Annotated in this window: 26 protein-coding genes; 14 read left to right on the top strand and 12 right to left on the bottom strand. The window is 64.6% G+C overall.

Annotation, left to right across the window (positions count from 1 at the left end; genetic code table 11):
* The first annotated feature begins 76 nt into the window (after positions 1–76).
* Entirely contained in the window at positions 77–718 is a 642-nt protein-coding gene (locus ACT2BZ_RS06705) for a LysE family translocator (RefSeq protein WP_457940067.1), read from the top strand.
* On the opposite strand, the gene ACT2BZ_RS06700 is transcribed toward ACT2BZ_RS06705, so the two are convergent.
* Entirely contained in the window at positions 690–1,169 is a 480-nt protein-coding gene (locus ACT2BZ_RS06700) for a hypothetical protein (RefSeq protein WP_457940066.1), read from the bottom strand. The two genes, ACT2BZ_RS06705 and ACT2BZ_RS06700, sit on opposite strands and share 29 nt — an antisense overlap.
* Positions 1,169–2,404: a 23S rRNA (adenine(2503)-C(2))-methyltransferase RlmN gene (gene rlmN, locus ACT2BZ_RS06695; RefSeq protein WP_457940065.1), complete on the bottom strand. Its 1,236-nt coding sequence runs from the start codon at positions 2,402–2,404 to the stop codon at positions 1,169–1,171. Before rlmN ends, ACT2BZ_RS06700 begins: the two co-directional genes overlap by 1 nt.
* Before the next feature lie 195 nt (positions 2,405–2,599).
* On the opposite strand from rlmN, the gene ACT2BZ_RS06690 reads away from it, so the two are divergent.
* Positions 2,600–3,916 carry a chloride channel protein gene (locus ACT2BZ_RS06690; RefSeq protein ID WP_457941241.1) on the top strand — a complete coding sequence of 439 codons (1,317 nt, stop codon included), beginning with the start codon at positions 2,600–2,602 and terminating at the stop codon, positions 3,914–3,916.
* A gap of 10 nt (positions 3,917–3,926) precedes the next feature.
* Here the strand turns inward: ACT2BZ_RS06690 and ACT2BZ_RS06685 are convergent, their stop codons facing one another.
* From ACT2BZ_RS06685 to ACT2BZ_RS06675, 3 genes are all read right to left on the bottom strand, one after another.
* Positions 3,927–4,436: an invasion associated locus B family protein gene (locus ACT2BZ_RS06685; protein ID WP_457940064.1), complete on the bottom strand. Its 510-nt coding sequence runs from the start codon at positions 4,434–4,436 to the stop codon at positions 3,927–3,929.
* Between the two features lie 237 nt (positions 4,437–4,673).
* Positions 4,674–5,036: a YkvA family protein gene (locus ACT2BZ_RS06680; RefSeq protein ID WP_457940063.1), complete on the bottom strand. Its 363-nt coding sequence runs from the start codon at positions 5,034–5,036 to the stop codon at positions 4,674–4,676.
* 56 nt (positions 5,037–5,092) lie between these two features.
* Entirely contained in the window at positions 5,093–5,389 is a 297-nt protein-coding gene (locus ACT2BZ_RS06675) for a 4a-hydroxytetrahydrobiopterin dehydratase (RefSeq protein ID WP_457940062.1), read from the bottom strand.
* A gap of 40 nt (positions 5,390–5,429) precedes the next feature.
* On the opposite strand from ACT2BZ_RS06675, the gene ACT2BZ_RS06670 reads away from it, so the two are divergent.
* The gene (locus tag ACT2BZ_RS06670) at positions 5,430–5,948 is read left to right on the top strand and encodes a low molecular weight protein-tyrosine-phosphatase (RefSeq protein WP_457941240.1); all 519 of its coding nucleotides are present in this window, start codon (positions 5,430–5,432) and stop codon (positions 5,946–5,948) included.
* Here the strand turns inward: ACT2BZ_RS06670 and thpR are convergent.
* Positions 5,852–6,448 carry an RNA 2',3'-cyclic phosphodiesterase gene (gene thpR / locus ACT2BZ_RS06665; protein WP_457940061.1) on the bottom strand — a complete coding sequence of 199 codons (597 nt, stop codon included), beginning with the start codon at positions 6,446–6,448 and terminating at the stop codon, positions 5,852–5,854. The two genes, ACT2BZ_RS06670 and thpR, sit on opposite strands and share 97 nt — an antisense overlap.
* A 127-nt stretch (positions 6,449–6,575) precedes the next feature.
* Positions 6,576–7,223 carry an arylesterase gene (locus tag ACT2BZ_RS06660; RefSeq protein ID WP_457940060.1) on the bottom strand — a complete coding sequence of 216 codons (648 nt, stop codon included), beginning with the start codon at positions 7,221–7,223 and terminating at the stop codon, positions 6,576–6,578.
* A gap of 64 nt (positions 7,224–7,287) precedes the next feature.
* Between ACT2BZ_RS06660 and ACT2BZ_RS06655 the strand changes: the two genes are divergently transcribed.
* The 4 genes from ACT2BZ_RS06655 (at position 7,288) to ACT2BZ_RS06640 (ending at position 12,216) form a co-directional block, all read left to right on the top strand.
* Complete coding sequence (locus tag ACT2BZ_RS06655) at positions 7,288–7,983, top strand: ABC transporter ATP-binding protein (RefSeq protein WP_457940059.1); 696 nt, start codon at positions 7,288–7,290, stop codon at positions 7,981–7,983.
* Positions 7,983–10,532 (top strand): ABC transporter permease, encoded by a 2,550-nt coding sequence (locus ACT2BZ_RS06650; protein ID WP_457940058.1) that lies wholly within the window; start codon positions 7,983–7,985, stop codon positions 10,530–10,532. Before ACT2BZ_RS06655 ends, ACT2BZ_RS06650 begins: the two co-directional genes overlap by 1 nt.
* Positions 10,533–10,781: 249 nt before the next feature.
* On the top strand, positions 10,782–11,561 hold the full coding sequence (locus tag ACT2BZ_RS06645) for a Bax inhibitor-1/YccA family protein (RefSeq protein WP_457940057.1): 780 nt from the start codon (positions 10,782–10,784) through the stop codon (positions 11,559–11,561).
* A 100-nt stretch (positions 11,562–11,661) separates the two neighbouring features.
* A complete protein-coding gene (locus ACT2BZ_RS06640; protein ID WP_457940056.1) occupies positions 11,662–12,216 on the top strand; it encodes an N-acetyltransferase family protein in 555 nt (184 codons plus the stop codon).
* 40 nt (positions 12,217–12,256) lie between these two features.
* Here ACT2BZ_RS06640 and ACT2BZ_RS06635 read toward each other — a convergent pair whose 3' ends face one another.
* The 3 genes from ACT2BZ_RS06635 to acnA form a co-directional block, all read right to left on the bottom strand.
* On the bottom strand, positions 12,257–12,649 hold the full coding sequence (locus ACT2BZ_RS06635) for a DUF2794 domain-containing protein (RefSeq protein WP_457940055.1): 393 nt from the start codon (positions 12,647–12,649) through the stop codon (positions 12,257–12,259).
* A gap of 391 nt (positions 12,650–13,040) precedes the next feature.
* A complete protein-coding gene (locus ACT2BZ_RS06630) occupies positions 13,041–13,781 on the bottom strand; it encodes a DUF1223 domain-containing protein (RefSeq protein WP_457940054.1) in 741 nt (246 codons plus the stop codon).
* A gap of 148 nt (positions 13,782–13,929) precedes the next feature.
* Complete coding sequence (gene acnA, locus ACT2BZ_RS06625; RefSeq protein ID WP_457940053.1) at positions 13,930–16,635, bottom strand: aconitate hydratase AcnA; 2,706 nt, start codon at positions 16,633–16,635, stop codon at positions 13,930–13,932.
* A gap of 202 nt (positions 16,636–16,837) precedes the next feature.
* On the opposite strand from acnA, the gene ccmA reads away from it, so the two are divergent.
* The 4 genes from ccmA to ACT2BZ_RS06605 all read left to right on the top strand — a co-directional run bounded on the left by ccmA (position 16,838) and on the right by ACT2BZ_RS06605 (position 19,010).
* The gene (ccmA, locus tag ACT2BZ_RS06620) at positions 16,838–17,521 is read left to right on the top strand and encodes a heme ABC exporter ATP-binding protein CcmA (protein ID WP_457940052.1); all 684 of its coding nucleotides are present in this window, start codon (positions 16,838–16,840) and stop codon (positions 17,519–17,521) included.
* The gene (gene ccmB / locus ACT2BZ_RS06615; protein ID WP_457940051.1) at positions 17,521–18,186 is read left to right on the top strand and encodes a heme exporter protein CcmB; all 666 of its coding nucleotides are present in this window, start codon (positions 17,521–17,523) and stop codon (positions 18,184–18,186) included. Before ccmA ends, ccmB begins: the two co-directional genes overlap by 1 nt.
* A gap of 72 nt (positions 18,187–18,258) precedes the next feature.
* Positions 18,259–18,429: a heme exporter protein CcmD gene (ccmD, locus tag ACT2BZ_RS06610; protein ID WP_457940050.1), complete on the top strand. Its 171-nt coding sequence runs from the start codon at positions 18,259–18,261 to the stop codon at positions 18,427–18,429.
* Complete coding sequence (locus ACT2BZ_RS06605) at positions 18,426–19,010, top strand: DsbE family thiol:disulfide interchange protein (RefSeq protein ID WP_457940049.1); 585 nt, start codon at positions 18,426–18,428, stop codon at positions 19,008–19,010. Before ccmD ends, ACT2BZ_RS06605 begins: the two co-directional genes overlap by 4 nt.
* Before the next feature lie 68 nt (positions 19,011–19,078).
* Here ACT2BZ_RS06605 and ACT2BZ_RS06600 read toward each other — a convergent pair whose 3' ends face one another.
* Both ACT2BZ_RS06600 and ACT2BZ_RS06595 read right to left on the bottom strand, forming a co-directional pair.
* The gene (locus ACT2BZ_RS06600) at positions 19,079–19,246 is read right to left on the bottom strand and encodes a hypothetical protein (protein WP_457940048.1); all 168 of its coding nucleotides are present in this window, start codon (positions 19,244–19,246) and stop codon (positions 19,079–19,081) included.
* Positions 19,247–19,456: 210 nt separating this feature from the next.
* On the bottom strand, positions 19,457–20,104 hold the full coding sequence (locus ACT2BZ_RS06595) for a carbonic anhydrase (protein ID WP_457941239.1): 648 nt from the start codon (positions 20,102–20,104) through the stop codon (positions 19,457–19,459).
* Positions 20,105–20,433: 329 nt separating this feature from the next.
* Here ACT2BZ_RS06595 and ACT2BZ_RS06590 point away from each other — a divergent pair, with 329 nt between their 5' ends.
* From ACT2BZ_RS06590 to ACT2BZ_RS06580, 3 genes are all read left to right on the top strand, one after another.
* A complete protein-coding gene (locus ACT2BZ_RS06590) occupies positions 20,434–21,414 on the top strand; it encodes a sialic acid TRAP transporter substrate-binding protein SiaP (protein WP_457940047.1) in 981 nt (326 codons plus the stop codon).
* Between the two features lie 68 nt (positions 21,415–21,482).
* Entirely contained in the window at positions 21,483–22,055 is a 573-nt protein-coding gene (locus ACT2BZ_RS06585) for a TRAP transporter small permease (protein ID WP_457940046.1), read from the top strand.
* Between the two features lie 13 nt (positions 22,056–22,068).
* A complete protein-coding gene (locus ACT2BZ_RS06580; RefSeq protein WP_457940045.1) occupies positions 22,069–23,349 on the top strand; it encodes a TRAP transporter large permease in 1,281 nt (426 codons plus the stop codon).
* The last annotated feature ends 205 nt before the right edge of the window (positions 23,350–23,554 follow it).

Here is a 23,554-nt window from a genome sequence, read left to right as displayed (position 1 = left end):
CAAGTCGCGGGCTTCGGTCCACTAGCGGGACGACGGTGTTTGGCGTATCTGAGGCGGATCGCGTCGAGAGCCAGCCATGTCCTTCATTCCCAGCATGCCGATCCTGATCCAGTTCGCCATCGCCTCGGTCATCCTGGCGATCACGCCGGGTCCAGACATGACGCTGTTCGTCAGCCGGGCATTGAATCAGGGCCGCGCCGCCGGATTTGCCTCGATGGCCGGCGCGCTGACGGGGACGCTGGTGCATACGACACTGGTGGTGGTCGGCGTCTCGGCGCTGATCGTGGCCTCGCCGGCCGCCTTTCTGGTGCTGAAGATTTTCGGCGCAGGCTACTTGGTGTTCCTGGCCTACCAGGCCATCCGCTACGGCTCGGCTTTCAAGCCGGCAAAGAAGAGCGGGGCCAGGCTTTCCATGGTGAGGAGCTTTTCGACGGGGCTGGGCGTCAACCTGCTCAACCCGAAGATCATCCTTTTCTTCATGACCTTCCTGCCGCAGTTCGTCTCGCCGCACGATCCGGACGCGCCGGGCAAGCTGTTCTTCCTCGGCGCAATGTTCGTGCTGGTATCGGTTCCGGTAACGGCTCCGATGGTGCTGGCCGCGGAACGCTTTTCGTCAGCCATGGTGCGCAATCCGCGCATAACCCGCGCGGTCGACTATCTGTTTGCCGGCGTGTTCTCGGCCTTCGCCCTCAAGATCCTGACGGCCCAGGCAAAGTAGCGTCGCGCCCTCGCCAGTTGCCGGCACTGCGGCCGGCCACCAGCCAGTAGGCCATGCCGCCGAAGATGCCACTGGCGATGATGGCGAGCGCGAAGCCCGGATCGGCGGTCATGTCATGGCCGGCCTCGGCCATGCCGGTCATCAAGCCGATGACGACCGCGGCGGCGACGGCGCCGGTCAGGGCGTAGAACAGCCAGTCGCGCTTGCCCATGATTTCGCCAAGCAGGATGGCCAGCATCGCCGGGACGAAGGCGATGTAGGCAATCCAGAGCGCGACGAGCGGAACGGCGAACAACATCGATCCGAGAGCTGCCGGCAGCGGCTCGTCCTGCCCGAATTCAATCGCGCTCACCACAAGCAGATTGAGGAACAGGCTGGCAGCGAGGGCGGCCGTGGCGTAGCCGATTATGATGAAGAGAAACCGCAGGAGATAGATGAAGACGGCAGCCATCAGGCCTCGCCATGGCCCGCAATCATCATCGCCTCCAGCGCCAGGCGGTCGGACTTCTTCATGCGTTCGGACTCGGATTTGAGCTGGCCACAGGCTGCGAGAATGTCGCGGCCACGCGGTGTGCGGATCGGCGATGCGTAGCCGGCCGCATTGATGTAGTCGGAGAACTTCTCGATTGTCTCCCAGTCGGAGCACTGGTAGTTGGTGCCGGGCCAGGGGTTGAACGGGATCAGGTTGATCTTGGCCGGGATGCCCTTGAGCAGCTTCACCAGTTCCCTGGCGTCGGCCAGGCTGTCATTGACGTCCTTGAGCATCACATACTCGAATGTGATGCGGCGGGCATTGGACAGGCCGGGATAGGCGCGGCAGGCTGCGATCAGGTCCTTGAGCGGATACTTCTTGTTGATCGGCACCAGCATGTCGCGGAGGTCGTCGTTGGTGGCGTGCAGCGAAATGGCGAGCATGACGCCGATCTCCTCGCCGGTGCGATAGATCTCCGGGACCACGCCGGAAGTGGACAGCGTGATGCGCCGTTTCGACAAGGACAGGCCGTCGCCATCGGATGCAATCAGCAGCGCTTTCTTGACCGCCTCGAAATTGTAGAGCGGCTCGCCCATGCCCATCATGACGATGTTGGAGATCTTGCGCCCCTCGGCCGGCACGATGGCGCCGTCGGGCGTGTCGCGGTCGGGAAAATCGCCGAGCCGGTCGCGCGCCGTCATCAACTGGGTCAGGATTTCCTCGGCGGTCAGGTTGCGCACCAGCTTCTGCGTGCCGGTGTGGCAGAAGGAGCAGGTCAGGGTACAGCCGACTTGACTCGAAATGCAGAGCGTGCCGCGGCCGGCCTCGGGAATGTAGACGGTCTCGATCTCGACGGGGCGTCCGGCGCCGCGCGGCGGAAAGCGGAACAGCCATTTGCGCGTGCCGTCGGAGGAAATCTGCTCCTCGACGATTTCGGGGCGCGCAATGTCGAAATGCTCCGCCAGCTGGCCGCGCAGATCCTTGGAAATGTTGAACATGTGAGCGAAGTCGGAGACCCCGCGCACATAGAGCCAGTGCCAGAGCTGCTGTGCGCGCATCTTGGCCTGGCGTTCCGGCACGATGCCGGCGGCCACAAGGGCTTCGCCGATCTCGGCGCGCGTCAGGCCGATCAGGGAAGCCTTGCCGGCGCCCGGAGCTGCAGCCCTGAGCGCATCGCGCGTGGCCGTGTCGGCGAGGTTGATCGATAGGGTCATGGCTCGGTCATATGGGTGGATCGGGTCGGATTGTCGACGTTTTGCGCGCACATAGCATGATGCAGGGGTTGCGTCACGCGCGGCGGTTGACAGGCGGCGCCGAAAAACCTTGATGAAAACACTGGGGCAGAAGACCGGAAGAGCAGGTTCGTGGGCATAGAAAAGAATTTCCCGGTGCTGCGCCGGTCGCGCATCATGCTGACCAAGCGGCGCGTATGGCAGCCGCGGCTCGTCTTCTGGGCGGGCGCCGTCGGCATCGGCCTGATCAGCGTGCTGTTTGCCTACCTGGCCGACGAAGCGCAGTTCCTGTTCCACGGCGTCACCAGCGGCGAGGGCTGGCGCTCGGCCCTGCCATTGCTCATCACGCCCGCCGGCTTCGTGCTGTGCGCATGGCTCGCCCACAGCTGGTTTCCGGGGTCGCAGGGCAGCGGCATTCCGCAGGCGATCGCGGCGCGTGTTTTGCGCGACGACGCGGACCGCAGCCACATCCTGTCGCTCAAGCTTGTTGTCGGCAAGATCCTGCTCACCGTGATCGGTCTCGCGTCGGGAGCCTCAATCGGCCGAGAAGGGCCGACCGTGCAGGTCGGTGCGTCGCTGATGCTGCAGGCGGCGCGCTGGGGAGGCATGGCGCATGCGCGCGGGCTCATTCTCGCCGGTTCCGCGGCCGGCATCGCAGCGGCCTTCAACACGCCGCTTGCCGGAATCGTCTTCGCCATCGAGGAAATGGGGCGCAGCTACCAGTCGCGCACCAACGGCATCGTGCTGTCGGCGGTGATTCTCGCAGGCCTGGCCGCGATCGGTCTGGTCGGCAACTACACCTATTTCGGCATCACCGACGCGCGTGTCAGCACCGGCGCCGAGTGGTTGCTCGTCGGCGCCTGCGGCATCGTTGGCGGCGGCATGGGGGCCTTCTTCAGCTGGGCGGCACTGCGTGCGATCCGGCGTTTGCGGCGCTGGCTGCAACCCGACCCGCTCAGGCGCACGCTTGCCTTTGCCGGCATCTGCGGACTGGCGGTGGCGGCCATCGGCCTGGTGTCGGGCGGCCAGACCTTCGGCACGGGTTACGACCAAGCACGCAGTGCCATCGAGGGAAACGCGCTGCCCTGGTTTTTCTTCGCGGAGAAATTTGCCGCCGGGCTGATCTCGATGGTTTCGGGCATTCCGGGCGGCATATTCGCACCGTCGCTGTCGGTCGGCGCCGGCATCGGCAGCACGCTCGGGCTGCTGCTCGGCGCCGATATCGGGCTGGCGGCACTGCTCGGGATGGCGGGTTACTTCGCCGGCGTCGTCCAGGCTCCGATGACCGCCTTCGTCATCATCCTCGAGATGACGGGCAACCATGACAACGTGATTCCGCTGATGTGCGCCTCGATGCTTGGCTACGGCACGGCGCGGATGATCTCACGCGAGCCGCTTTACCACGCCATGTCGCGGTTGATCATCGCCGACCAGCTGCGCCGCAAGCGCGCCGAATCGAAGCCGGTGTCAGAGGGTGTGGGCGACGCGGTCTGACGGGCTGGACTTACTTGCAGCTGGAAATGGAGTTGAGAGCGGCGGTGATGCCGCGCAGCGAGAAGGTGTAGCTGGTCGGGTTGTCGCGGCCCGAGCGCGCCTGAACCTCCATGTCGGCGCCGGCCTTCATGGCGGCGATGAGCTGCGGCTCTTCGGCGGCGTTCTCGACCCAGGCCGACTTGCCCTTGGTGAACATCGAGAACTTCTTGTCGCCGATCGTGACCTGCACCTTGGAACCGTCCTTGAGTTCATAGCCTGCGATGAACTGCGGCTCGAAGGAGACGGCCTGGCCCGGCCGCTGGCTGACGAAGAAGAACATGTCGCCATGGTCGAGCGTCGCTGGCTGCATGGATTTCGGCTTGGGCACGGTCAGCACGTAGCAGACCTTGCCGTTCTGCGCCTGATAGCTGTAGGTCGCCCAATCGCCGTGCTCGGCCATCTTCTTGGCCGACTGAGCGAAGGCCGAGCCCGCCGTCGCAACGAGCGCCAAGCCGAAGAGTATCGAGATGAATCCCCGCATCGTCCTACCGTTTTCCTGTCGTTTCCGCCGGCCACAATACATGCCGGGGGCGCAGCGCGCCGATTTGGTTCACTTTGATTTAATCTGGGTTACCAAATGATGAACTTTTGCCCAAGAGCATTCCTGCTCCATCATCCGCCAACGCCACGACGACGCGCAAGCCCCCAGGGACGAATCCGCGCCGTATCCCGCGGGCAACCCAATGGCAGGAAAGCGGCAAGAGTTTGACCTGCGTGGTCAGGCCTCTTCCAGCGCCTGCCTCGCGGCAAGGCGGTGGGCCGGCGTGATGTGGGCGCGAACGGCGCTTATCGCGGCCGTCAGCACCGCGATGTCGTCCGTGAAGCCGAAGCCAAGAATGATGTCGGGAATGCTGTCGGTGGGCAGCACGAAATAACCGAGCGCGGCAAGCAGAATGGCCTTGGCGCGAAATGGCGTGTTGCCGTCGAGCGCGCAGTAATAGGCGGCGACCACCTCGTCCATGAACGGGACCTGCCGGCCAGCCTTGCGCGCGGTGCGCCAGAATTTCTGGCGCAGGTCGGCCTCGCCGGCGCCCTGCTCCGTCGTCCCTCTGGTGCTGTCCGATGCGTTGTCTGCGGCCATCGCTCTTCTCCTTGCAAGAAGATGTGGGAAATCAATTGCCTGACTGCAAGACCCGCCTACGTGCCGGCAAAGCGATTCATCATGCGGGCGAGGTCGAAGTCGAGCGCGGTCAGGCCGCCGGCGTCGTGCGTGTTCAGCTTCACTTCGACGGTCTTGTAGACATTCGACCAGTCGGGATGATGGTCGAGCTTTTCCGCGGCAAGCGCGCTGCGGGTCATGAAGGCGAAGGCCTCGCTGAAATTGCGGAAGGTGAAGGTGCGGCTGATCGAAGCTGCGTCCTCGGCAAGCGCCCAGCCATCAAGCTCTGCCATCGCCGCCGCGACGGCCTGTCGGTCCATCTTTTCCCTAGCCATGCCATTCTCCATCTTGTCGGCTGCCGATCATGGCAGCATTCTGGCCGCCATGCCCAAGCCATCTATCCTTTTTGTCTGCCTCGGCAATATCTGCCGGTCTCCGCTCGCCGAGGGCGTGCTGCGCGCCGTGCTGTCCGCAAAGGGCATGGCGGAGGGGGTCGACATCGATTCGGCGGGGACGGGCGCCTGGCATGCCGGATCGGCACCCGACCCGCGCTCGGTCGCCATTGCGGCCAGGAACGGTATCGACATTTCCGGCCAGAGGGCGAGAAAGGTCCGCCCGGAAGACTTTTCTCGCTTCGAGCTGATCCTCGGCATGGACCACTCCAATGTCGAGCTGCTGCGCGCCATGGCCCCGCAGGACGGCACGGACCGCGTTCACCTGTTCCTCGACTTCGCGGGACGCGGAGATATCGAGGTGCCCGATCCCTATTTCGGCGGCGCGAACGGGTTCGACGAGGTCTATCGCATGATCCGGGTCGCCTCGGAGGCGGTTGCCGACAGGCTCGGGGCGCGGTTGTCGGCACCCGCCAGGGGCCAGGTTTCCTCGATCACGTAGGGCCCGCCGCCGACCGAATCGCGCGACGACATCAGCACGAAGCGGCCGACCCGGAAGGGTGCCGCGGCAAAGTTGCCGCGTGCCGAGAGATAGTGCGCGACATCGATGGGGTTCGAGTGCCTGAGCCGTGCGAGCGTGACATGCGGCGTGAACTTGCGCGGGTCTGGCGCGATGCCGAGGCGCTGGCAGATTCGGTCGATCTCGCCCTGAAGGGCATTGAGATCGGGCGAAGCTGCGGTGCCGGCATAGACGGAATGCGGCTTCTTGGAACCGAAGGCGCCGACGCCGGAAAGGGTCAGGGAGAAGGACGGTCGCCTGACGCGGTCGAGCGCACCGGCGATTTCGTCGGCCACGTGGCCTTCGATGTCGCCGATGAAGCGCAGCGTCATGTGGTAGTTTTCGACGTCCATCCAGCGTGCGCCGGGGAGCCCACCGCGCAGCAACGAGAGTGAAAGTGCTGCGTCACGCGGAATTTCGAGGGCGGTGAAAAGACGCGGCATGGCCAGGTTCCCTTCCTCGAATCGTACTCTTGAAACTCAACGAATCACCGATCACCCCGGGGGGCAAGCGGATTTTTTTCGCTGCTGCACACGGGCGACGCGATTACGCGGCGTAAGATTTTTCGTCTCACGTCGGGTCTGCCGGCGCCGCGGGCAGCAGCTTTTCGATGGCGGGCACCGCTCGCGCCACCATCCGGTCGACGCCCGCCGCATTGGGATGCATGCCGTCGTCGAGCAGAAATTGCGGCTGCCCCGCCACGCCGTCGAGAAAGAAGGGATAAAGCGGCACCCCGTATTCGGCGGCCAGCGCGGGAAAGATCGTATCGAAGGCCGACTGGTATTCGGGCCCCAGATTGGGTGCTGCAAGCATGCCGGCCAGCAGGACGTCGATCTTGCGCTCGCGCAGCCGCGAGATCATTGCGTCGAGGTTCTTGCGCGTCAAAGCGGGCGCCACGCCGCGCAGCATGTCGTTGGCTCCGAGTTCCAGGATGACGAGCTGCGTTCCATCCGGGATCGACCAGTCGAGTCGCGCCAGTCCGCCGCTGGTGGTGTCGCCGGAAACGCCGGCATTGACGATCACGACATCGTGACCCCGCTCGCGCAGGGCTTTTTCAAGCTTTTCGGGGAAGCTCTGGCCGGCGTCGAGCCCATAACCGGCCATCAGGCTGTCACCGAAGCCGACGATTTTGTAGGGCTCTGCCGATGCCGACGCCGAAAGCAGCGATGCCGCGAGAAACAGACTGGCGACCAGTCGCGCGAAAAAATTGAATGCCATGCCGCAAAGCCCATATGACGGAAACAGTTTCCGCCCTCCACTCCCCATATAGGACAGATTTTCCGTGACAGAACCCGTCATCCAGTTGAAGGACGTGTCGCTGACCCTTGGCGAGGGCGCGTCGTCAGTGCACGTGCTGAAAGGCGTCAGCCTCGATGTGGCACAGGGAGAGGCTACCGGCATCGTCGGCCCATCCGGTTCGGGAAAATCGACATTGCTGATGGTCTTGGCCGGACTGGAAAGAGTCGATTCGGGAACGGTACGGATCGCCGGCGAGTTGCTGAACGGCAAGTCGGAGGATGCGGTTGCGGCGTTCAGGGGCCGCACGATCGGCATCGTGTTCCAGTCGTTCCACCTGATCCCCAACATGACAGCGCTGGAGAACGTCGCCGTGCCGCTGGAGCTTGCCGGGCATGACGACCCCTTCGGGGCGGCGTCGGCGGAACTCGCTTCCGTCGGGCTGGCCGAGCGCGTGACGCACTATCCGGGCGAACTGTCGGGCGGCGAGCAGCAGCGCGTCGCCATCGCGCGGGCGCTGGCGCCAAATCCGCGCCTGCTGATCGCCGACGAGCCGACCGGCAATCTCGATCAGGCGACCGGCCGGCAGATCGCCGACCTTCTGTTCGCGAAGGCGACAGAGCGCGGCATGACGCTGGTGCTGGTGACGCATGACCCGTCGCTGGCGGGGCGCTGTGCGCGCCAGGTTGCGATGCGTTCGGGACGAATCGAGGCTGCACCCGCGCTGGCAGTTCCGGCCTGATGTCGCCGGCGCGAACGCTGCAACTGGCCGTCCGCTTCTCGCTGCGCGAGATGCGCGGCGGGTTGTCGGGCTTCATGATCTTCCTGACCTGCATTGCGCTCGGCGTCGCGGCGATCGGCGGCGTCAATTCGGTCGCACGCTCGATCACTGCCGGCGTCGCCAATGAGGGCCAGGTGCTGCTCGGCGGCGACATTCGTTTCGAGCTCAACCAACGGCAGGCATCTGCCGAAGAGAAGACCTTTCTTGATGGGCTCGGCACGGTGGCGGAGAGCGCCAGCATGCGATCCATGGTGCGGCTGGAAGACGGCTCCGACCAGACGCTGGCGGAAGTGAAGGCGGTCGACGGCCTCTATCCGCTTTTCGGCGCGCTGGTGACGGAGCCTGCGCTGCCACGTGACGAACTGTTCGGCGAAAGGAACGGCATCTTCGGCGCCGCGGCTCCCGACCTGATGTTCGAGCGGCTCGGTATCGAGCCCGGAGCCCACGTCAGGCTCGGCACGGCGACCTTCGAACTGCGTGCCAGGCTGGTCACTGAGCCCGATGCCGCGTCGGAAGGCTTCGGCTTCGCGCCGCGGCTCCTGGTTTCGCTGGAAGGGCTGACGGCTTCGGGGCTGGTGCAGCCGGGCAGTCTTGTCGAATACGCCTACAAGGCGCGGCTGCCGGGAAATCCTTCCGAGGCCGCGCTGGCGGCAGTGCGCGACCAGGCGGCCGAACAGTTTCCGCAGGCCGGGTGGAGCATCCGCACGCGCCTCAATGCCGCGCCATCGCTATCGGCCAACATCGAACGCTTTTCGCAGTTCCTGACTCTGGTCGGTCTCACCGCCCTGGTCGTCGGCGGGGTCGGCGTTGGAAACGCGGTGCGCGCCTATCTCGAGGGCAAGCTCGGCGTCATCGCCACTTTCAAGAGCCTCGGCGCGTCGGGCGGCTTCGTCGTCAGCGTCTATCTCGTGCAGATACTGATCATCGCCGGCATCGGCATCGTGATCGGGCTCGTACTCGGCGCGATAATGCCGTTTGCAGCGACGGCTGCACTGTCTTCGGTCATTCCGGTACCAGTCGAAGGGGGACTCTACCCCGACGCACTCGGCATGGCGGCGCTGTTCGGCCTGCTGGTGACGCTGTTGTTCGCGCTCCTGCCACTGGGCCGGGCGCGCGACATTCCGGCAACCGCGCTGTTTCGCGAACTGGGCGTGCAATCGGGGCGATTGCCGAGGCGCGTCTACATGCTGGCGGTGGCGGTGCTGGCATTGCTGCTCGCCGGCCTTGCCATCTGGTTTTCCGGCGACCGTCGCATCGCCGCCATTTTCGTTGGCGGTGTGGTATTTTCCTTCTTGGTGCTGCGCCTCGTCGGCCAGCTGGTGCAGATGCTGGCGCGCAAGAGCCCGCGCGTGCGCTTCGTGGCGCTTCGGCTGGCGATCGGCAACATTCACCGGCCCGGCGTCCTGACACCCTCGGTCGTGCTGTCGCTCGGGCTTGGGCTGACGCTTCTGGTGACGCTGGCGCTGATCGACGGAAACCTCAGGCAGCAGATCTCGGGCAGCCTGCCGGAACGCGCGCCCAACTTCTTCTTCGTCGACATCCAGAGCACCGAAGTCGAGAATTTCGCCGACTTCATTGCCAGGGAGGCGCCAGCCGGCAAGCTCGTGCGCGTGCCGATGCTGCGCGGCCGTATCGTCGAACTCAACGGGGTCGACCTGCGGAAGATCGAGATCCCGGCCGAGGGGGGCTGGGTGCTGCGCGGCGATCGCGGCCTGACCTACGAGGCACAGCAGCCGGACAATGCAACCCTGTCGGCCGGTACCTGGTGGCCGCAGGACTATGCCGGCGAGCCGCTGGTCTCGTTCTCTGCCGAGGAGGCTGGCGAACTCGGCCTGAAGCTCGGCGACACCATCACCGTCAACGTCCTCGGCCGCAACCTGACCGCGCGCATCGCCAATTTCCGGCAGGTGAAGTGGGAATCCATGGGCATCAACTTCGTCATGGTGTTTTCGCCCAACACCTTCGCAGGCGCGCCGCATTCCTGGCTGGCAACGCTGTCGGCCCCTGACGCCAGTGTCGCCGACGAGGCACGCCTGCTCAATGCCGTGACGCGGGCCTTTCCGGCGGTCACGACCGTGCGGGTCAAGGACGCGCTCGATGTGGTGAACCGCATCGTGGCGCAGCTCGGAACAGCCATACGCGCCGCGGCAAGCGTCGCGCTGATTGCCTCGGTACTGGTGCTCTCCGGTGCGCTGGCCGCAGGCAACCGGGCCCGGGTGCATGACGCTGTGGTGCTGAAAACGCTTGGCGCGACGCGGCGAACGCTGATTTCGGCCTTCTCGCTCGAATACGCCCTCATCGGCCTTGCCACGGCAGTCTTTGCACTGTTTGCCGGCGGTACGGCCGCATGGTTCGTGGTCGCAAGGATCATGAACCTGCCCTCGAGCTTCATGCCGGAGGTGGCGGTGGCGACCGTCGTGGCGGCCCTGGTGCTCACCGTTGGCTTCGGCCTGCTCGGCACCTGGCGGGTGCTTGGCCACAAGGCAGCGCCGGTGCTGCGGAATCTCTAGCGACGCCCCCGGCAGAGACGCTCGCGAGCAGGCGCGCATTGGAAGGCGCGCCAATTCCGCTCATCTCGCGGTAATATTACCGCGAATTCACCCGGTCACGCATCGTTGCAGGGTGTTGCGGGTCTTGTCGTGGCGACCAAGAAGCATCATATTCGCCGCAGGCATGCTGGAGTCCCGCCAGCGGCGCCCGGGAATCCCTGCCAAGGGTTGCCTGACACCGGACGGGACAGAAGCAACATAGAGGAAACAATGGCTGACCTTCGAAATTATCAGGCACGCGCCGTGAACGTGGGCACCCACGCGGACGCGTCCATCGACGAGGGCCTGCGCGCCTACATGCTCAAGGTTTACAACCTGATGGCACTGGGCCTCGTCATTACGGGCCTGGCCGCGCTTGGCACGATTATGCTGGCGACGACCAACGACCCTGCAACAGCAGTTGCCACACTGGGCAACGGCAAGATGCTCACCAGCGTCGGACAGACTCTTTACGGTTCGCCGCTGCGCTGGGTGGTCATGCTGGCTCCGCTGGGCATGGTGTTCTACCTCAGCGCCCGCATCAACTCGATGACGACGTCCGCTGCGCAGACCGCGTTCTGGGTCTTCGCCGGCCTGATGGGCCTGTCGCTGTCGTCGATCTTCCTGGTCTATACGGCGCAGAGCATCGTGCAGACCTTCTTCATCACCGCGGCCGCCTTCGGCGCTCTGTCGCTGTGGGGCTATACGACCAAGCGCGACCTGACCGGCATGGGCACGTTCCTTGTCATGGGCGTGTTCGGCCTGATCATCGCGATGGTGGTCAACATCTTCCTGCAGTCGTCGGCACTGCAGTTCGCCATTTCGTCGATCGGCGTGCTGATCTTCGCAGGCCTCACGGCCTACGACACGCAGCAGATCAAGGAAATGTACTACGAGGGCGACAGCTCCGAAGTCTCGGGCCGCAAGGCAATCATGGGCGCGCTGCGCCTCTACCTCGACTTCATCAACCTGTTCACCTTCCTGCTGCAGTTCCTCGGCAACCGCGAATAGCCGCTGCCGTACACGCAGAAATCCGAGGGCGGCCCATGCGGCCGCCCTTTTCTTTTGGCCGGACCGCTGCTTTGATCGGTGAATCACTGACGAGCGCGACATGACCACCACACAGATCCGGCCCGCGTTCGCGGCGGACCTCGACGCGATCACCAAGATCTATGCCGATGCGGTTCTCAACGGCACGGCGAGCTACGAACTCGAACCGCCTTCGCTCGCCGAGATGACCAGACGCTACCGCACACTGGCTGATGGCGGCTTTCCCTACCTGGTGGCCGAAATCTCCGGACGGATTGCCGGCTATGCCTATGCCGGGCCGTTCCGGCCGCGGCCGGCCTATCGCTTCATCGTCGAGAACTCGGTCTATGTCGCGCCCTGGGCGAAGGGCAGCGGCACCGGCCGGTCGCTGCTCGAGCGCCTGATCGGCGAGACCGAGGCGCTCGGCTTTCGGCAGATGATCGCGGTGATAGGCGACGGTTCGCCAGAAAGTCCGTCAGTCAGGCTGCATGCGCGCGTCGGTTTCCGCCATTGCGGGAGGCTGGAGGGCTCGGGCTACAAGCACGGGCGCTGGCTCGATACGGTGTTCATGCAGTTTTCGATGAATGGCGGTTCGGAGACGCCGCCTGACGCCGAGCCGGGCCCGGTGAGGGCGTAGCAGGTCGCAGTCCGCTTGCTTGCCGGCGGAGCCGATCCGTTCAGGACCTGCCGCTGACCAGCTTCAGGCTCTTGTCGAAGACGCTCAGGACGCGGGCAAGCTCATGACCGCGCTTGAGAATCTGCCCGCCAGCCGCGACGACCGACCAGGCGCCCTGCCGGCGCGCGAGCGACGGATCCTTGATGATGCGGTAAAGCGGGGTCTCGGAGGTGCGCCGGAAGACGGAGAATACGGCGCGGTCCTGAAGATGGTCGATAGCATAGTCGCGCCATTCGTTGGCCGCGACCATCCGGCCATAGAGGCGCAGGATCTGGTCGAGTTCGCGTCGGTGAAACGTAACGGGCAGGTCCTGACGTTCGCGCCGCGCCTCATGGAGGCGGATCAGTATCCCGGAGTCTTCCCTATCCTCCGGTCCCGGGGCGCGATCCATCATCAGCGACCTTTCATGACAGTTGCCTGACAATCAAAGGTGACGTTTTCACGCTGCAATTGCAATACCCGAGGATGCAATCACGCAACGGCGCAGAATGGCAAACCAGCTGTTCACGCGACAGATACATTCTGAATTGATTGGTGATGTCACGCCACATTGCTGCCGTTATTTATCCGTGCTCACGCCCCAATGTCCGACGAATTTACTTGTGTTGCCTGAGACGGTTCGGTCCGGCACTGGCTCGTAAACCCCAAGCCCCCCGCCCACGGGTCTGAGTCGGATCGAACCAACCTCGGCTTCCTTCGGGAAGTCGGGTGCGACGATCCCAAAGACCAAAATGGCCGGTGTCAGTAGCAAGCTGGCGCCGGCTTTTTAGTATCCGGAAAGCGGTTCAGCTCGCTGGCTGGCCGATCATCGCTGCGCCGAGGATGGGACCCGGCAGGCCGCCCGGGCGGACCGACTGCAGCAGCACGGCGCAGCCGCCCTTGCGCAGGATCTCGCTCTTGGGGAATTCGAAACTCGCCGCCTTGCCGTGCCACATTCCCGCAGTCTGGATATCGGTGACCGGATTGGCGTAGTTGATGGTCTTTCCCCGGTTCTCGCCGCGCTGGATGACCACCGGGTGCTGCGGGTCGAAATAGACGAGAACGAGGTGGGCATTGCCCTTCTGGTTCGGCGCGGCATCGGTGTTGATGATGATGCTGTCGCCGGCCTCGCTGACGGCGATGCCGATCGGCAGTCCGCCGGCCTCGCGTGTCTTGCCTATGGCGCCAAGCACGGCGCTGCGCTTGCCGCCGTTGACATGGCTTGAGCCGTTGATGACTGCCTGCGGCGTGTAGACCGAGCGCTCTCCAAGCGATTTGCCGTACTGGTACTGCCGCTTGGTGTTCTCGGGGCTGCCGAGCGTGTCCTTCCAGCCGAGATAGTCCCAGTAGTCGACGTGGTAGCCGAGTGCGATGACGTCGCCGCTGCTGGCAAGCTCGTCGAGCACGTGGTCGGCGGGCGGGCAGGAACTGCAGCCCTGGCTGGTGAAGAGTTCGACGACGCCGGCCGGCCTCTGGAAATCACCGCCGAGCGATGGCGCGCACAGGGCGAGCAAGGTCGCGGCCGTCAACAAGATCCTGTTACGCATATGCATTGCGGCTCCGCCGATGCCGCCTCCCAGATGATTGCCGACCTGATTGACAGATCATCCGAACAACGGGAAGTCACGTTGCGGTGAAACCCCGGCCCGCCGCCCGAACCGCCGGGCCAGAGCCCGGCGGACAGGGATGCGGATGCTAGGCGGCGAGATCGCGCAGCACGTATTGCAGAATGCCGCCGTTCTTGAAGTATTCGAGCTCGTCGACCGTATCGATGCGGCACAGGATCGGCACGTCGACGGTGCGGCCGTCGGCATAGCTGATCTTCGCCACCATCTTCTGGCGCGGGCGGATGGCCTCCAGGCCTTCGATGGTTACGGTCTCGTCGCCGTTCAGGCCAAGCGAGGCCCAGGAGGTGCCGGCGTCGAGCACGAAGGGAACGACGCCCATGCCGACGAGATTCGAGCGGTGGATGCGCTCGAAGGACTGCGCAATGACGGCGCGTACGCCGAGCAGGTTGGTGCCCTTGGCCGCCCAGTCGCGCGACGATCCGTTGCCGTATTCGACGCCGGCAAAGATGACCAGCGGCACGCCTTCCTGGCGATACTGCATGGCTGCGTCGTAGATCGGCATCTCTTCCTTGGAGGGATAGTGGATGGTGTAGCCGCCCTCGCGCCCGTTCTCGCCCAGCATGTGATTGCGGATGCGGATGTTGGCGAAGGTGCCGCGCATCATCACCTCGTGATTGCCGCGGCGCGTGCCGTACTGGTTGAAGTCGGCAACGCCGACGCCGTGGTCGGTGAGGTACTTTCCGGCCGGCGACGCGGCCTTGATCGAACCGGCCGGCGAAATGTGGTCGGTGGTGATCTTGTCGCCGAACAGGCCAAGGATGCGTGCGCCCTCGATGCGGCCGATAGCGGCCGGCTTGCTGCCCATCCCGGTGAAGTAGGGCGGGTTCTGGACATAGGTCGAGTCATTGTCCCAGGTGTAGGTCTGGCCCTCAGGTATCTGGACAGCCTTCCAGTTGTCGTCGCCCTTGAAGACGTCGGCATATTTGCGCGCGAAGAGTTCGCGCGTGACGTTCTCGGCGATGAACTCGTCGATCTCCTGGCTCGACGGCCAGATATCCTTCAGGAAGACCGGGTTGCCGTCGCGGTCCTCGCCGAGCGGCTCGGTGGTTAGGTCCCGGGTCACGGTCCCGGCCAGCGCATAGGCGACGACGAGAGGCGGCGAGGCAAGATAGTTCGCCTGCACGTCCGGCGAGACGCGGCCCTCGAAGTTGCGATTGCCCGACAGCACGGCCGCGCCGATCAGGCCCTTGTCGTTGATGGTCTTGGAAATCGGCGCCGGCAGCGGACCGGAATTGCCGATGCAGGTGGTGCAGCCGAAGCCCACGAGGTTGAAGCCGATCTGGTCGAGTTCCTTCTGCAGGCCCGACTTCTCCAGATACTCGGCAACGACCTGGCTGCCGGGCGCCAGTGACGTCTTCACCCACGGCTTCTGCTTCAGGCCGAGCCGGTTGGCGTTGCGCGCCACGAGGCCGGCTGCCATCAGCACGCTCGGATTCGATGTGTTGGTGCAGGAGGTGATGGCGGCGATCACCACGTCGCCATGGCCGAGATCGAAATCCTCGCCCTCGACCTTGTAGCGGGCGGCGGCGTCGACCGTCTTCTTGTATTCGGTCTCCATAGCCTTGGCGAAGCCGGACGGGATGTCCTGCAGCGCCGCGCGTCCCTCGGGGCGCTTCGGCCCGGCCATGGACGGCACGACCTCGCCGAGATCGAGTTCGAGAAGGTCGGTGAAGACAGGCTCCGGCGAATCCTTCTCGCGCCACATGCCCTGGGCCTTGGAATAGGCCTCGACCAGTTCGATGCGGCTCTCGGCGCGGCCGGACATGGTCAGGTAGCGGATGGTCTCGGAATCGACCGGGAAGAAGCCGCAGGTCGCGCCGTATTCGGGCGCCATGTTGCCGATCGTGGCGCGGTCGGCGAGCGTCATGTTGGACAGGCCCGGGCCGTAGAATTCGACGAACTTGCCGACGACGCCCTTCTTGCGCAGCATCTGCGTGACGGTGAGCACCAGGTCGGTGGCGGTGACGCCCTCCGTCAGCTTGCCGGTCAGGCGGAAGCCGATGACTTCGGGCAGGAGCATCGACACGGGCTGACCCAGCATCGCTGCTTCCGCCTCGATGCCACCGACGCCCCAGCCGAGCACGCCGAGGCCGTTGACCATGGTGGTGTGCGAATCGGTGCCGACGCAGGTGTCCGGGTAGGCAATGACGTCGCCGTCCTCGCCGGTTGTCGTCCATACGGTCTGGGCGAGATATTCGAGATTGACCTGGTGGCAGATTCCGGTGCCGGGCGGCACGACGCGGAAGTTGCGGAACGCCTGCTGGCCCCATTTCAGGAACTTGTAACGCTCCTGGTTGCGCTGGTACTCGAGGTCGACGTTGTGCGCGAAGGCCATCGGCGTGCCAAACTCGTCGACAATGACCGAGTGGTCGATGACGAGATCGACGGGCACCAGCGGGTTGATCTTCTGCGGATCGCCGCCCAGCGAGGCCATGGCGTCGCGCATCGCCGCGAGATCGACGACTGCGGGCACGCCCGTGAAGTCCTGCATCAGGACGCGTGCCGGGCGATAGGCGATCTCGACACCGGCGGTGCCCTTGTCGGTCAGCCAGCCGGCGACAGCCTCGATGCTTTCCTTGGTGACCGAGCGGCCATCCTCGTTTCGCAACAGGTTCTCAAGCAGAACCTTCATCGAGTAGGGCAGCTGCGAGATGCCGGTCAGGCCGTTCTTCTCGGCCTCGATCAGATTGTAGTAAACATACTCGGCGCTGCCCACCTTCAGAGTGCGGCGGCAATTGAAGCTATCGATTGATTTTGGCACGTGCGATCCCATTCCGGTCGGTTCTGCCTAAGAACGGACTCCTGTGGCATGCTAACACGCGCAAAGGTGCGGGTACGGTCATTTCCGCTGTCCGTTCCCTGCGATTCGTCCGTGGAACGACGTTCGCTGGTTCGGCGCAATTTGATTTATCCCGCCGACCGCTGGCAGGATCGATCTGGATATAAAGAAGATTCTGGAAGAGTTCCAGACAGGAATGGGATATTTGCCGCGATGCGTCGGCTTCGCGGCGGGAAGTCTTGCAGGCTGGGGGACGATGCGGCTGATTGCTGAAAATCTGGGCGGCGAACGCGGCGGCCAACCGGTATTCTCGGGTATCGATTTCGCGCTTGGCGAAGGCGAGTGCCTGATCGTGACCGGGCCAAACGGCGCCGGCAAGTCGACCTTGCTGAGGGTTCTGGCCGGATTGCTGCCGGCAGGCTCCGGCCGTGCCGCCTTCGAGGGCGGCGGCGAAGACTTCCCGAGCGTGGCGTCGGCCTGCCATTATCTCGGCCACCTGAACGCCATGAAGACCGCGATGACGGTGCGGGAAAACCTCGCCTTCTGGCAGGAATTCAGCGGCAACCCGGCCCGCGATGTCGGCGAAGCGCTCGAGATGGTGGGGCTCGGTTCGATCGGGCACCTGCCCTTCGGCTACCTGTCGACCGGGCAAAGGCGGCGCAGCTCGATCGCCAAGCTGCTGGTCAGCCACCGCCCTCTATGGCTGCTCGACGAGCCGAGCGCCGGCCTCGACCGGCAGTCGGAGGCCCGGCTGACGGAACTGATGGCGACGCATCTCTCGAATGGCGGCATCATTGTCGCCGCGACCCACCTGCCGCTCGGCCTCGAGGGCGTGCGCACGCTCGAGATGGGCCAGGTCGCACTGGCGGACGCCGGCTGATGCTCGCGCTCTATCTCCGCGAAATCAGGCTCGGCATCCGGGCAGGCGGCGGGGCGCTGACAGGCGTGCTGTTCTTCCTGGCCGTGATCGCCACCATCCCGTTTGCCGTCGGACCCGACCTCAACCTGCTTTCCCGCATCGGGCCGGCGATCTTGTGGATCGGCGCGTTGCTCGCTTCGCTGCTCGGGCTCGACCGGCTGTTCCAGGCCGACCGCGAGGACGGGTCGCTCGACCTCCTGATCCTCGCCGGCGACCGGCACATGCTGGCACTCACGGTGCTGGTGAAATGCCTGGCCCACTGGACCGCGAGCGTGCTGCCGCTGGTGATTTCGGCGCCCGTGTTCGGGCTCATCCTCAACATGCCGCCGGCCGGCATCGGCGCCTCGGCGCTGACGCTGCTGGTGGGGACGCCGGCGATCACTTTCGTGGGGGCAGCGGGCGCGGCCGTGGCGGTCGGCCTGCCGCGCGGCGGGCTGCTGGTGTCGGTGCTGGTCCTGCCATTGACGATTCCCGTGCTGATCTTCGGGGTGTCGGCAAGCTATGCAGCAGTCAACGACCCCGACCCATTCATGCCGCCCTTTCTCATTCTTGCCGCACTGACGCTGTTTCTGGCGGTCGTCGGACCGGTAGCGGCCGCGCTGGCGCTGCGCTTCTCAGCCGACTAGCCGATCACGGCTGCGTCGATTGCCCGTATCGGGCGCGCAGGTTATTGAAGGCGCCTGGAGACATCGCAAGCCATGACGTCGCATACACTTTACGTAACCGCTGCCTACGCCATCTCGGCCGTCGGCATCGGGGGTCTCATCGCCTGGATCCTGCTCGACCAGCGGGCGCGCCGGCGCGACATGGCCGAGATCGAGGCCGCCGGCCTGCGCCGACGGTCCGAGCGCAAGGAGGCCAGGCCGTGACAGCGCGGACCGCCGAACCGCGGTCGCGGCGGCTGCTGGTGCTGTTGCCGGTGGCTCTCTTCTTCGTGCTTGCCGCGCTGTTCCTGATGCAGCTGGTGTCCGGCCGCGACGTGGCCGAAATTCCGTCGGCACTGATCGGCCACGCGGCACCGCAGACAAGCCTGCCGCCGCTTGAAGGCACGGGCATGCCGGGCATCGAAAGCAGCGGCTTTGCCGGCAAGGTGACCGTGTTGAATGTATGGGCTTCCTGGTGTGGGCCCTGCAGGGACGAGCACCCCTTCCTGCTTGGCCTGTCACGCGATTCGCGCATCGAACTGGTCGGGATGAACTACAAGGACGAGCCGGACAATGCGCGCCGCTTCCTTGGCAGCTTCGGCAATCCCTACAAGGCAATCGGCGTCGACGAGGCTGGGCGGGCAGCGATCGACTGGGGCGTCTACGGCGTGCCGGAAACATTTGTCGTCGGACGAGACGGCAGGATCCTGTTCAAGCATGTCGGCCCGCTGACAGAACAGTCGCTGGCCCGGACCCTGATGCCGGAAATCGAGAAGGCGCTTGCCGCGCCGTCACCTGCGAGCTGATTCCCGCGAGTCGATTGGCCCTATCCCTTGAATCGAAAGGGCGCCCAGCGGGCGCCCTTGATCTGAAGTCAGCCGTAAATTTCCTTGTAGGCCTGACGCAGCATGTCGGTGCGGTCGGCGCGCAGGTCGGCGAGGTCGCGTGAGGACAGGCTGGCAATCTCGTCGGCCATCCGGTTGAAGCGGCGGCGCTTGGTGAGACGGCTGCGGGCACCCGAGATAAGGTTCTGAATGATCATGGTGAGGCTCCTTGATGGGCCGCCTTGCGGCGACTGAATAGGTTGTTCCTCCCTGACAGGTGAAAGGTAGTACCGATTTGGTGCAACGCAACATATGATGCCGCAATGCAGCAATGCGTTGAATGCGCAGCTGGGCAATCTGCCTAAAGAATTGGCAGAATCCGGTCTTCTGGGACTTGAGGCTGGAAGAAGAGGAGCTTGAGGGCGCCTCTAGGCGGCGTCAGGCCGCTCGAAGTCGCCTGTATCGCGGTTCATGACCCAGAGTTCGCCGGACGAAATGTCGAACCATGCGCCGGACAAGGTAAGCCGCCCCTTGCCCTCAAGGATTTTCACGCAGGGGAATGTGCGCAGGTTTGCGATCGAATAGCGGATCGAGATGCGTTCCAGCGAGGTCTGCCGCTCGCCGGGGGTCATCATGGTGTTGCCCGTCACGGATTCTGCGGCGGGTGCAACGAGGCTCATCCACTTGCCGATAAAGTCGCCGGGCGACAGCGGCGACGAGGAAGGGTCGAGCGCAGCGCGGATGCCGCCGCAGCGGCCGTGACCCATGACGACGATGTTCTTCACCTTCAGGCCCTGCACTGCAAATTCGAGTGCGGCCGAGGTCGAGTGATACTCGCCATCGGGCTCGTAGGGCGGAACCAGGTTGGCGACGTTGCGCACGACGAAGAGTTCGCCGGGCCCGGCATCGAAAATCGATTCCGGCGCCGCGCGGGAGTCGCAGCAGGCGATGATCATGGTTTCGGGTGTCTGCCCTTCGCGTGCGAGCGAGCGATAACGCCCACTCTCGGAAGGATAGCGCCCGCTCATGAAGTTGCGGTAGCCGGTGAGGAGATGATCTGGCAGATGAACGGACATCGCACGAATTAACGGCAAAACCCGCTGCGCCGCAATGCGCAAATGCGACGCCGGCGGGGTCTGGCGGGCAATCAGCTCGAGATCGGCGCCTGCGCCGGGTTGGCGGGTGCAACCGCGGGCAGGCTGGGCGATATAGCTGCTTGCTACACGGGAAAGCTGCAAGTAGCTTCTACTTGTCTGAGAAATAGCGGCCGCGTTCGCATTTCCACCGGGAGGACAATTATAGGCAGCCGGAATCAGCGGACGCACAGGCGCGGCCGCGGGCACCGTTTCTGCCGCCGGAGGAGTGCCTGGCGCGGGTGCCTTTGAAATTATACGGAGGAACTACCTTGAAACGAGCTATCCCGCACATCCTGTTTTCCGCTGTGCTGTCCGGCGCCACGGCACTTTCGTCCGTCGCTCACGCCGAGACGGTGCTGAAATGGGCGCATGTCTATGAAGTCAGCGAGCCCTATCACACCTGCGCCGTCGAGGCGTCCGACAAGCTGAAGGCGGCGACCGACGGGCGCTACTCGATCGAGGTTTTCCCGGCCAGCTCGCTCGGCAAGGAAGTCGACATCAACGAGGGCCTGGGTCTCGGCACCGTCGACATCATCTACACCGGCCAGCTGTTCGCCGGCCGCGCCTACGGCCCGATCGCCATCGGCGGTGCGCCCTACATGTTCCGTGATTACGATCACTGGGACAAATACCGCAATTCCGAGCTCTTCGCCGATCTGTCGAAGGGCTATGGCGACGCGACCGGCAACCACATCACCTCGCTGACCTATTATGGCAAGCGCCACGCGACATCGAACGTCGACATCCAGAAGCCCGAGGACATGGCGGGCCTCAAGATCCGCGTGCCGAATGCGCCGCTCTACATGATGTTCCCGAAGGCCGTCGGCGCCAACCCGACGCCGATCGCATTCGCCGAAGTGTACCTCGCGCTGCAGCAGGGCACGGTCGACGCGCAGGAGAATCCGCTGCCGACGATCCAGGCCAAGAAGTTCTACGAGGTGCAGAAGTACATCACGCTCACCGGCCACATCACCGACGCGCTGCTGACCATCGTCGGCGGCCCGGCCTGGAACGCCATGGATGCGGCGGACCAGACGGCGCTCGAGGGCGTGCTCGACGATACCGCCACCTGCGCCACGGAGCAGATCATCCAGAAGGAAAAGGAACTCGTGCAGTGGTTCCGCGACCAGAAGGTGACGGTCAACGAGATCGACATCACGCCATTCCGCGAAGCGACGATGAAGCTTCACAACGGCGAGGACGCGACCTGGGACCAGGCCACCTACGACAAGCTGCAGTCGATCAAGTAACGGCTGCCTGACCACCATCGAGCGCGGCGGCAGCCAGCCGCCGCGCCTTTCCCCTCGGAGCTTGCCCGATGTCGGCTGACAAGAATGCCCCGGTCGCGGAATCGTCCATCGCGGACCTCATCCACGCCGAGGACGAAGACCTGTCCGGCTACCAGTGGGACGATTCGCTGGTCCTGGGCGTATTCTGGGCGCTTGCCTTCGTCGTCTTCCTGCAGTTCTTCACCCGCTACGTCCTGAACAACTCGCTCGGCTGGACCGAGGAGATCGCGCGCTTCCTGCTGATCGCGGTCACCTTCCTCGGCGCCATCATGGCGGTCCGGAAGGAGAGCCACATCGCGGTGGAACTCGCCTACCGATGGCTGCCCCGGCGGGCGCGCTACACGCTGCAGATCGCCATCGACGTCATCTCCATCGTCTTCTACGGGTTCATGGGCTTCCTCTGCACGCAGATGGCGGGCAAGACCCAGCAGATGATGGTGTCGATCAACCTGCCCAAGTCGTCGCTCTACTGGTTCACCGCGGCCTGCTTCCTGGCCATGACGCTCTACGCCATCAAGGTGGCGTGGCAGCACGTGCGCACCGGCACCAGCCGGCTGATCGACCCGGAGAGCGCCAAGGCGGTGCTCGGCCCTTCCCTCTGACCGCGGGCACATCATGCTCCTGACCCTTCTCTTCGTCATGGTCTTCGCGCTGATCGCCTTCGGCGTGCCTGTTGCGATCGCGCTGGCCGGTTCCTCGGCCGTTTTCATCCTGCTCGACGGCAATGTCCCGGGGCTGGTGGTGGCGCATCGCATGATCAACGGCGTCGATTCCTTCCCGCTGCTGGCCGTGCCCTTCTTCATCCTGGCCGGCAACCTGATGAACACGGCGGGCATCACCGAACGCATCTTCGATTTCGCCAAGGCGCTGATCGGCTGGCTGCCGGGCGGGCTTGGCCACGTGAACATCGGCGCGTCGGTGATCTTTGCCGGCATGTCCGGTGCGGCCGTCGCCGATGCGGGCGGCCTCGGCGCCATCGAGATCAAGGCCATGCGCGACGCAAAATACGACGCGGGCTTCGCGGTCGGCATTACCGCTGCCTCGTCGACCATCGGGCCGATCATACCGCCGTCGCTGCCGATGGTGATCTACGGCGTCGTGGCCGGCGCATCGATCGGCCAGCTCTTCGCTGCCGGCTTCATTCCCGGCCTGCTGATGGCGGTGGCGCTGATGGCGATGGTCGCCTTCTACGCCCATCGCTACAAGTATCCGCGCGACCAGGCCTTCAGGATGTCCATCCTCGGCACGGCCTTCACGCGCGCGTTCCTGTCGCTGCTGACGCCGGTCATCATCGTCGGCGGCATCCTGTCGGGCGCCTTCACCCCGACCGAAGCCGCGATCGCGGCCTGCGCCTGGGCGCTCTTCCTCGGCCTGTTCGTCTACCGCACGCTGACGGTCCGGCGCTTCCTCAAGGTGTCGCTGGATACGATCGAGACCACGTCGGTGGTGCTGTTCATCGTCGCCGCCGCGTCGATCTTCGCCTGGATCCTGACCTCCAACCGCGTGCCGGAGCACTTTGCGGCGCTGATCCTCAGCGTGTCCGACAACCCGATCGTGATACTGCTTCTGATCAACGCCATCCTTTTGGTGGTCGGCTGCTTCATGGAAACCGTTGCGGCGATCACCATTCTCGTACCCGTGCTGCTGCCGATCGCGGTCAGCGTCGGGGTCGACCCGGTGCATTTCGGCGTGATCCTGGTGCTCAACCTGATGATCGGCCTGCTGACGCCGCCGGTCGGCATGGTGCTCTACGTGCTGTCGCGGGTGGCCAAGGTGCCGTTCGAGCGTTGCGTCACCGCGACGCTTCCCTTCCTCGTTCCGCTGTTCGTCGTGCTGATGCTGGTGACCTTCTTCCCGATCTTCACCATGTGGCTGCCAACGTTGCTCTACCGCTAGGCGGGCGCGAGACGCGGCGAGGAGCCCTACGGCCACCTGCGACATTTTGCCTATATGTCAGGCACATTGACCTATTGCCGAATCATTGGGCAAGACCTAGATTGCAGATGTTGGCCATCTACTCCTCCCAGATGCGATGCCAACTCCGAGCGGTCCGCACCTCCTCCCGCGGGTCGCCTCAGATCGAGCCCGCTGCCACCTCCTC

Source organism: Mesorhizobium sp. 10J20-29, from assembly GCF_054130485.1.
Note: the sequence above shows the minus strand (reverse complement) of the source record. Positions and strands in the feature narration are given on the sequence as shown.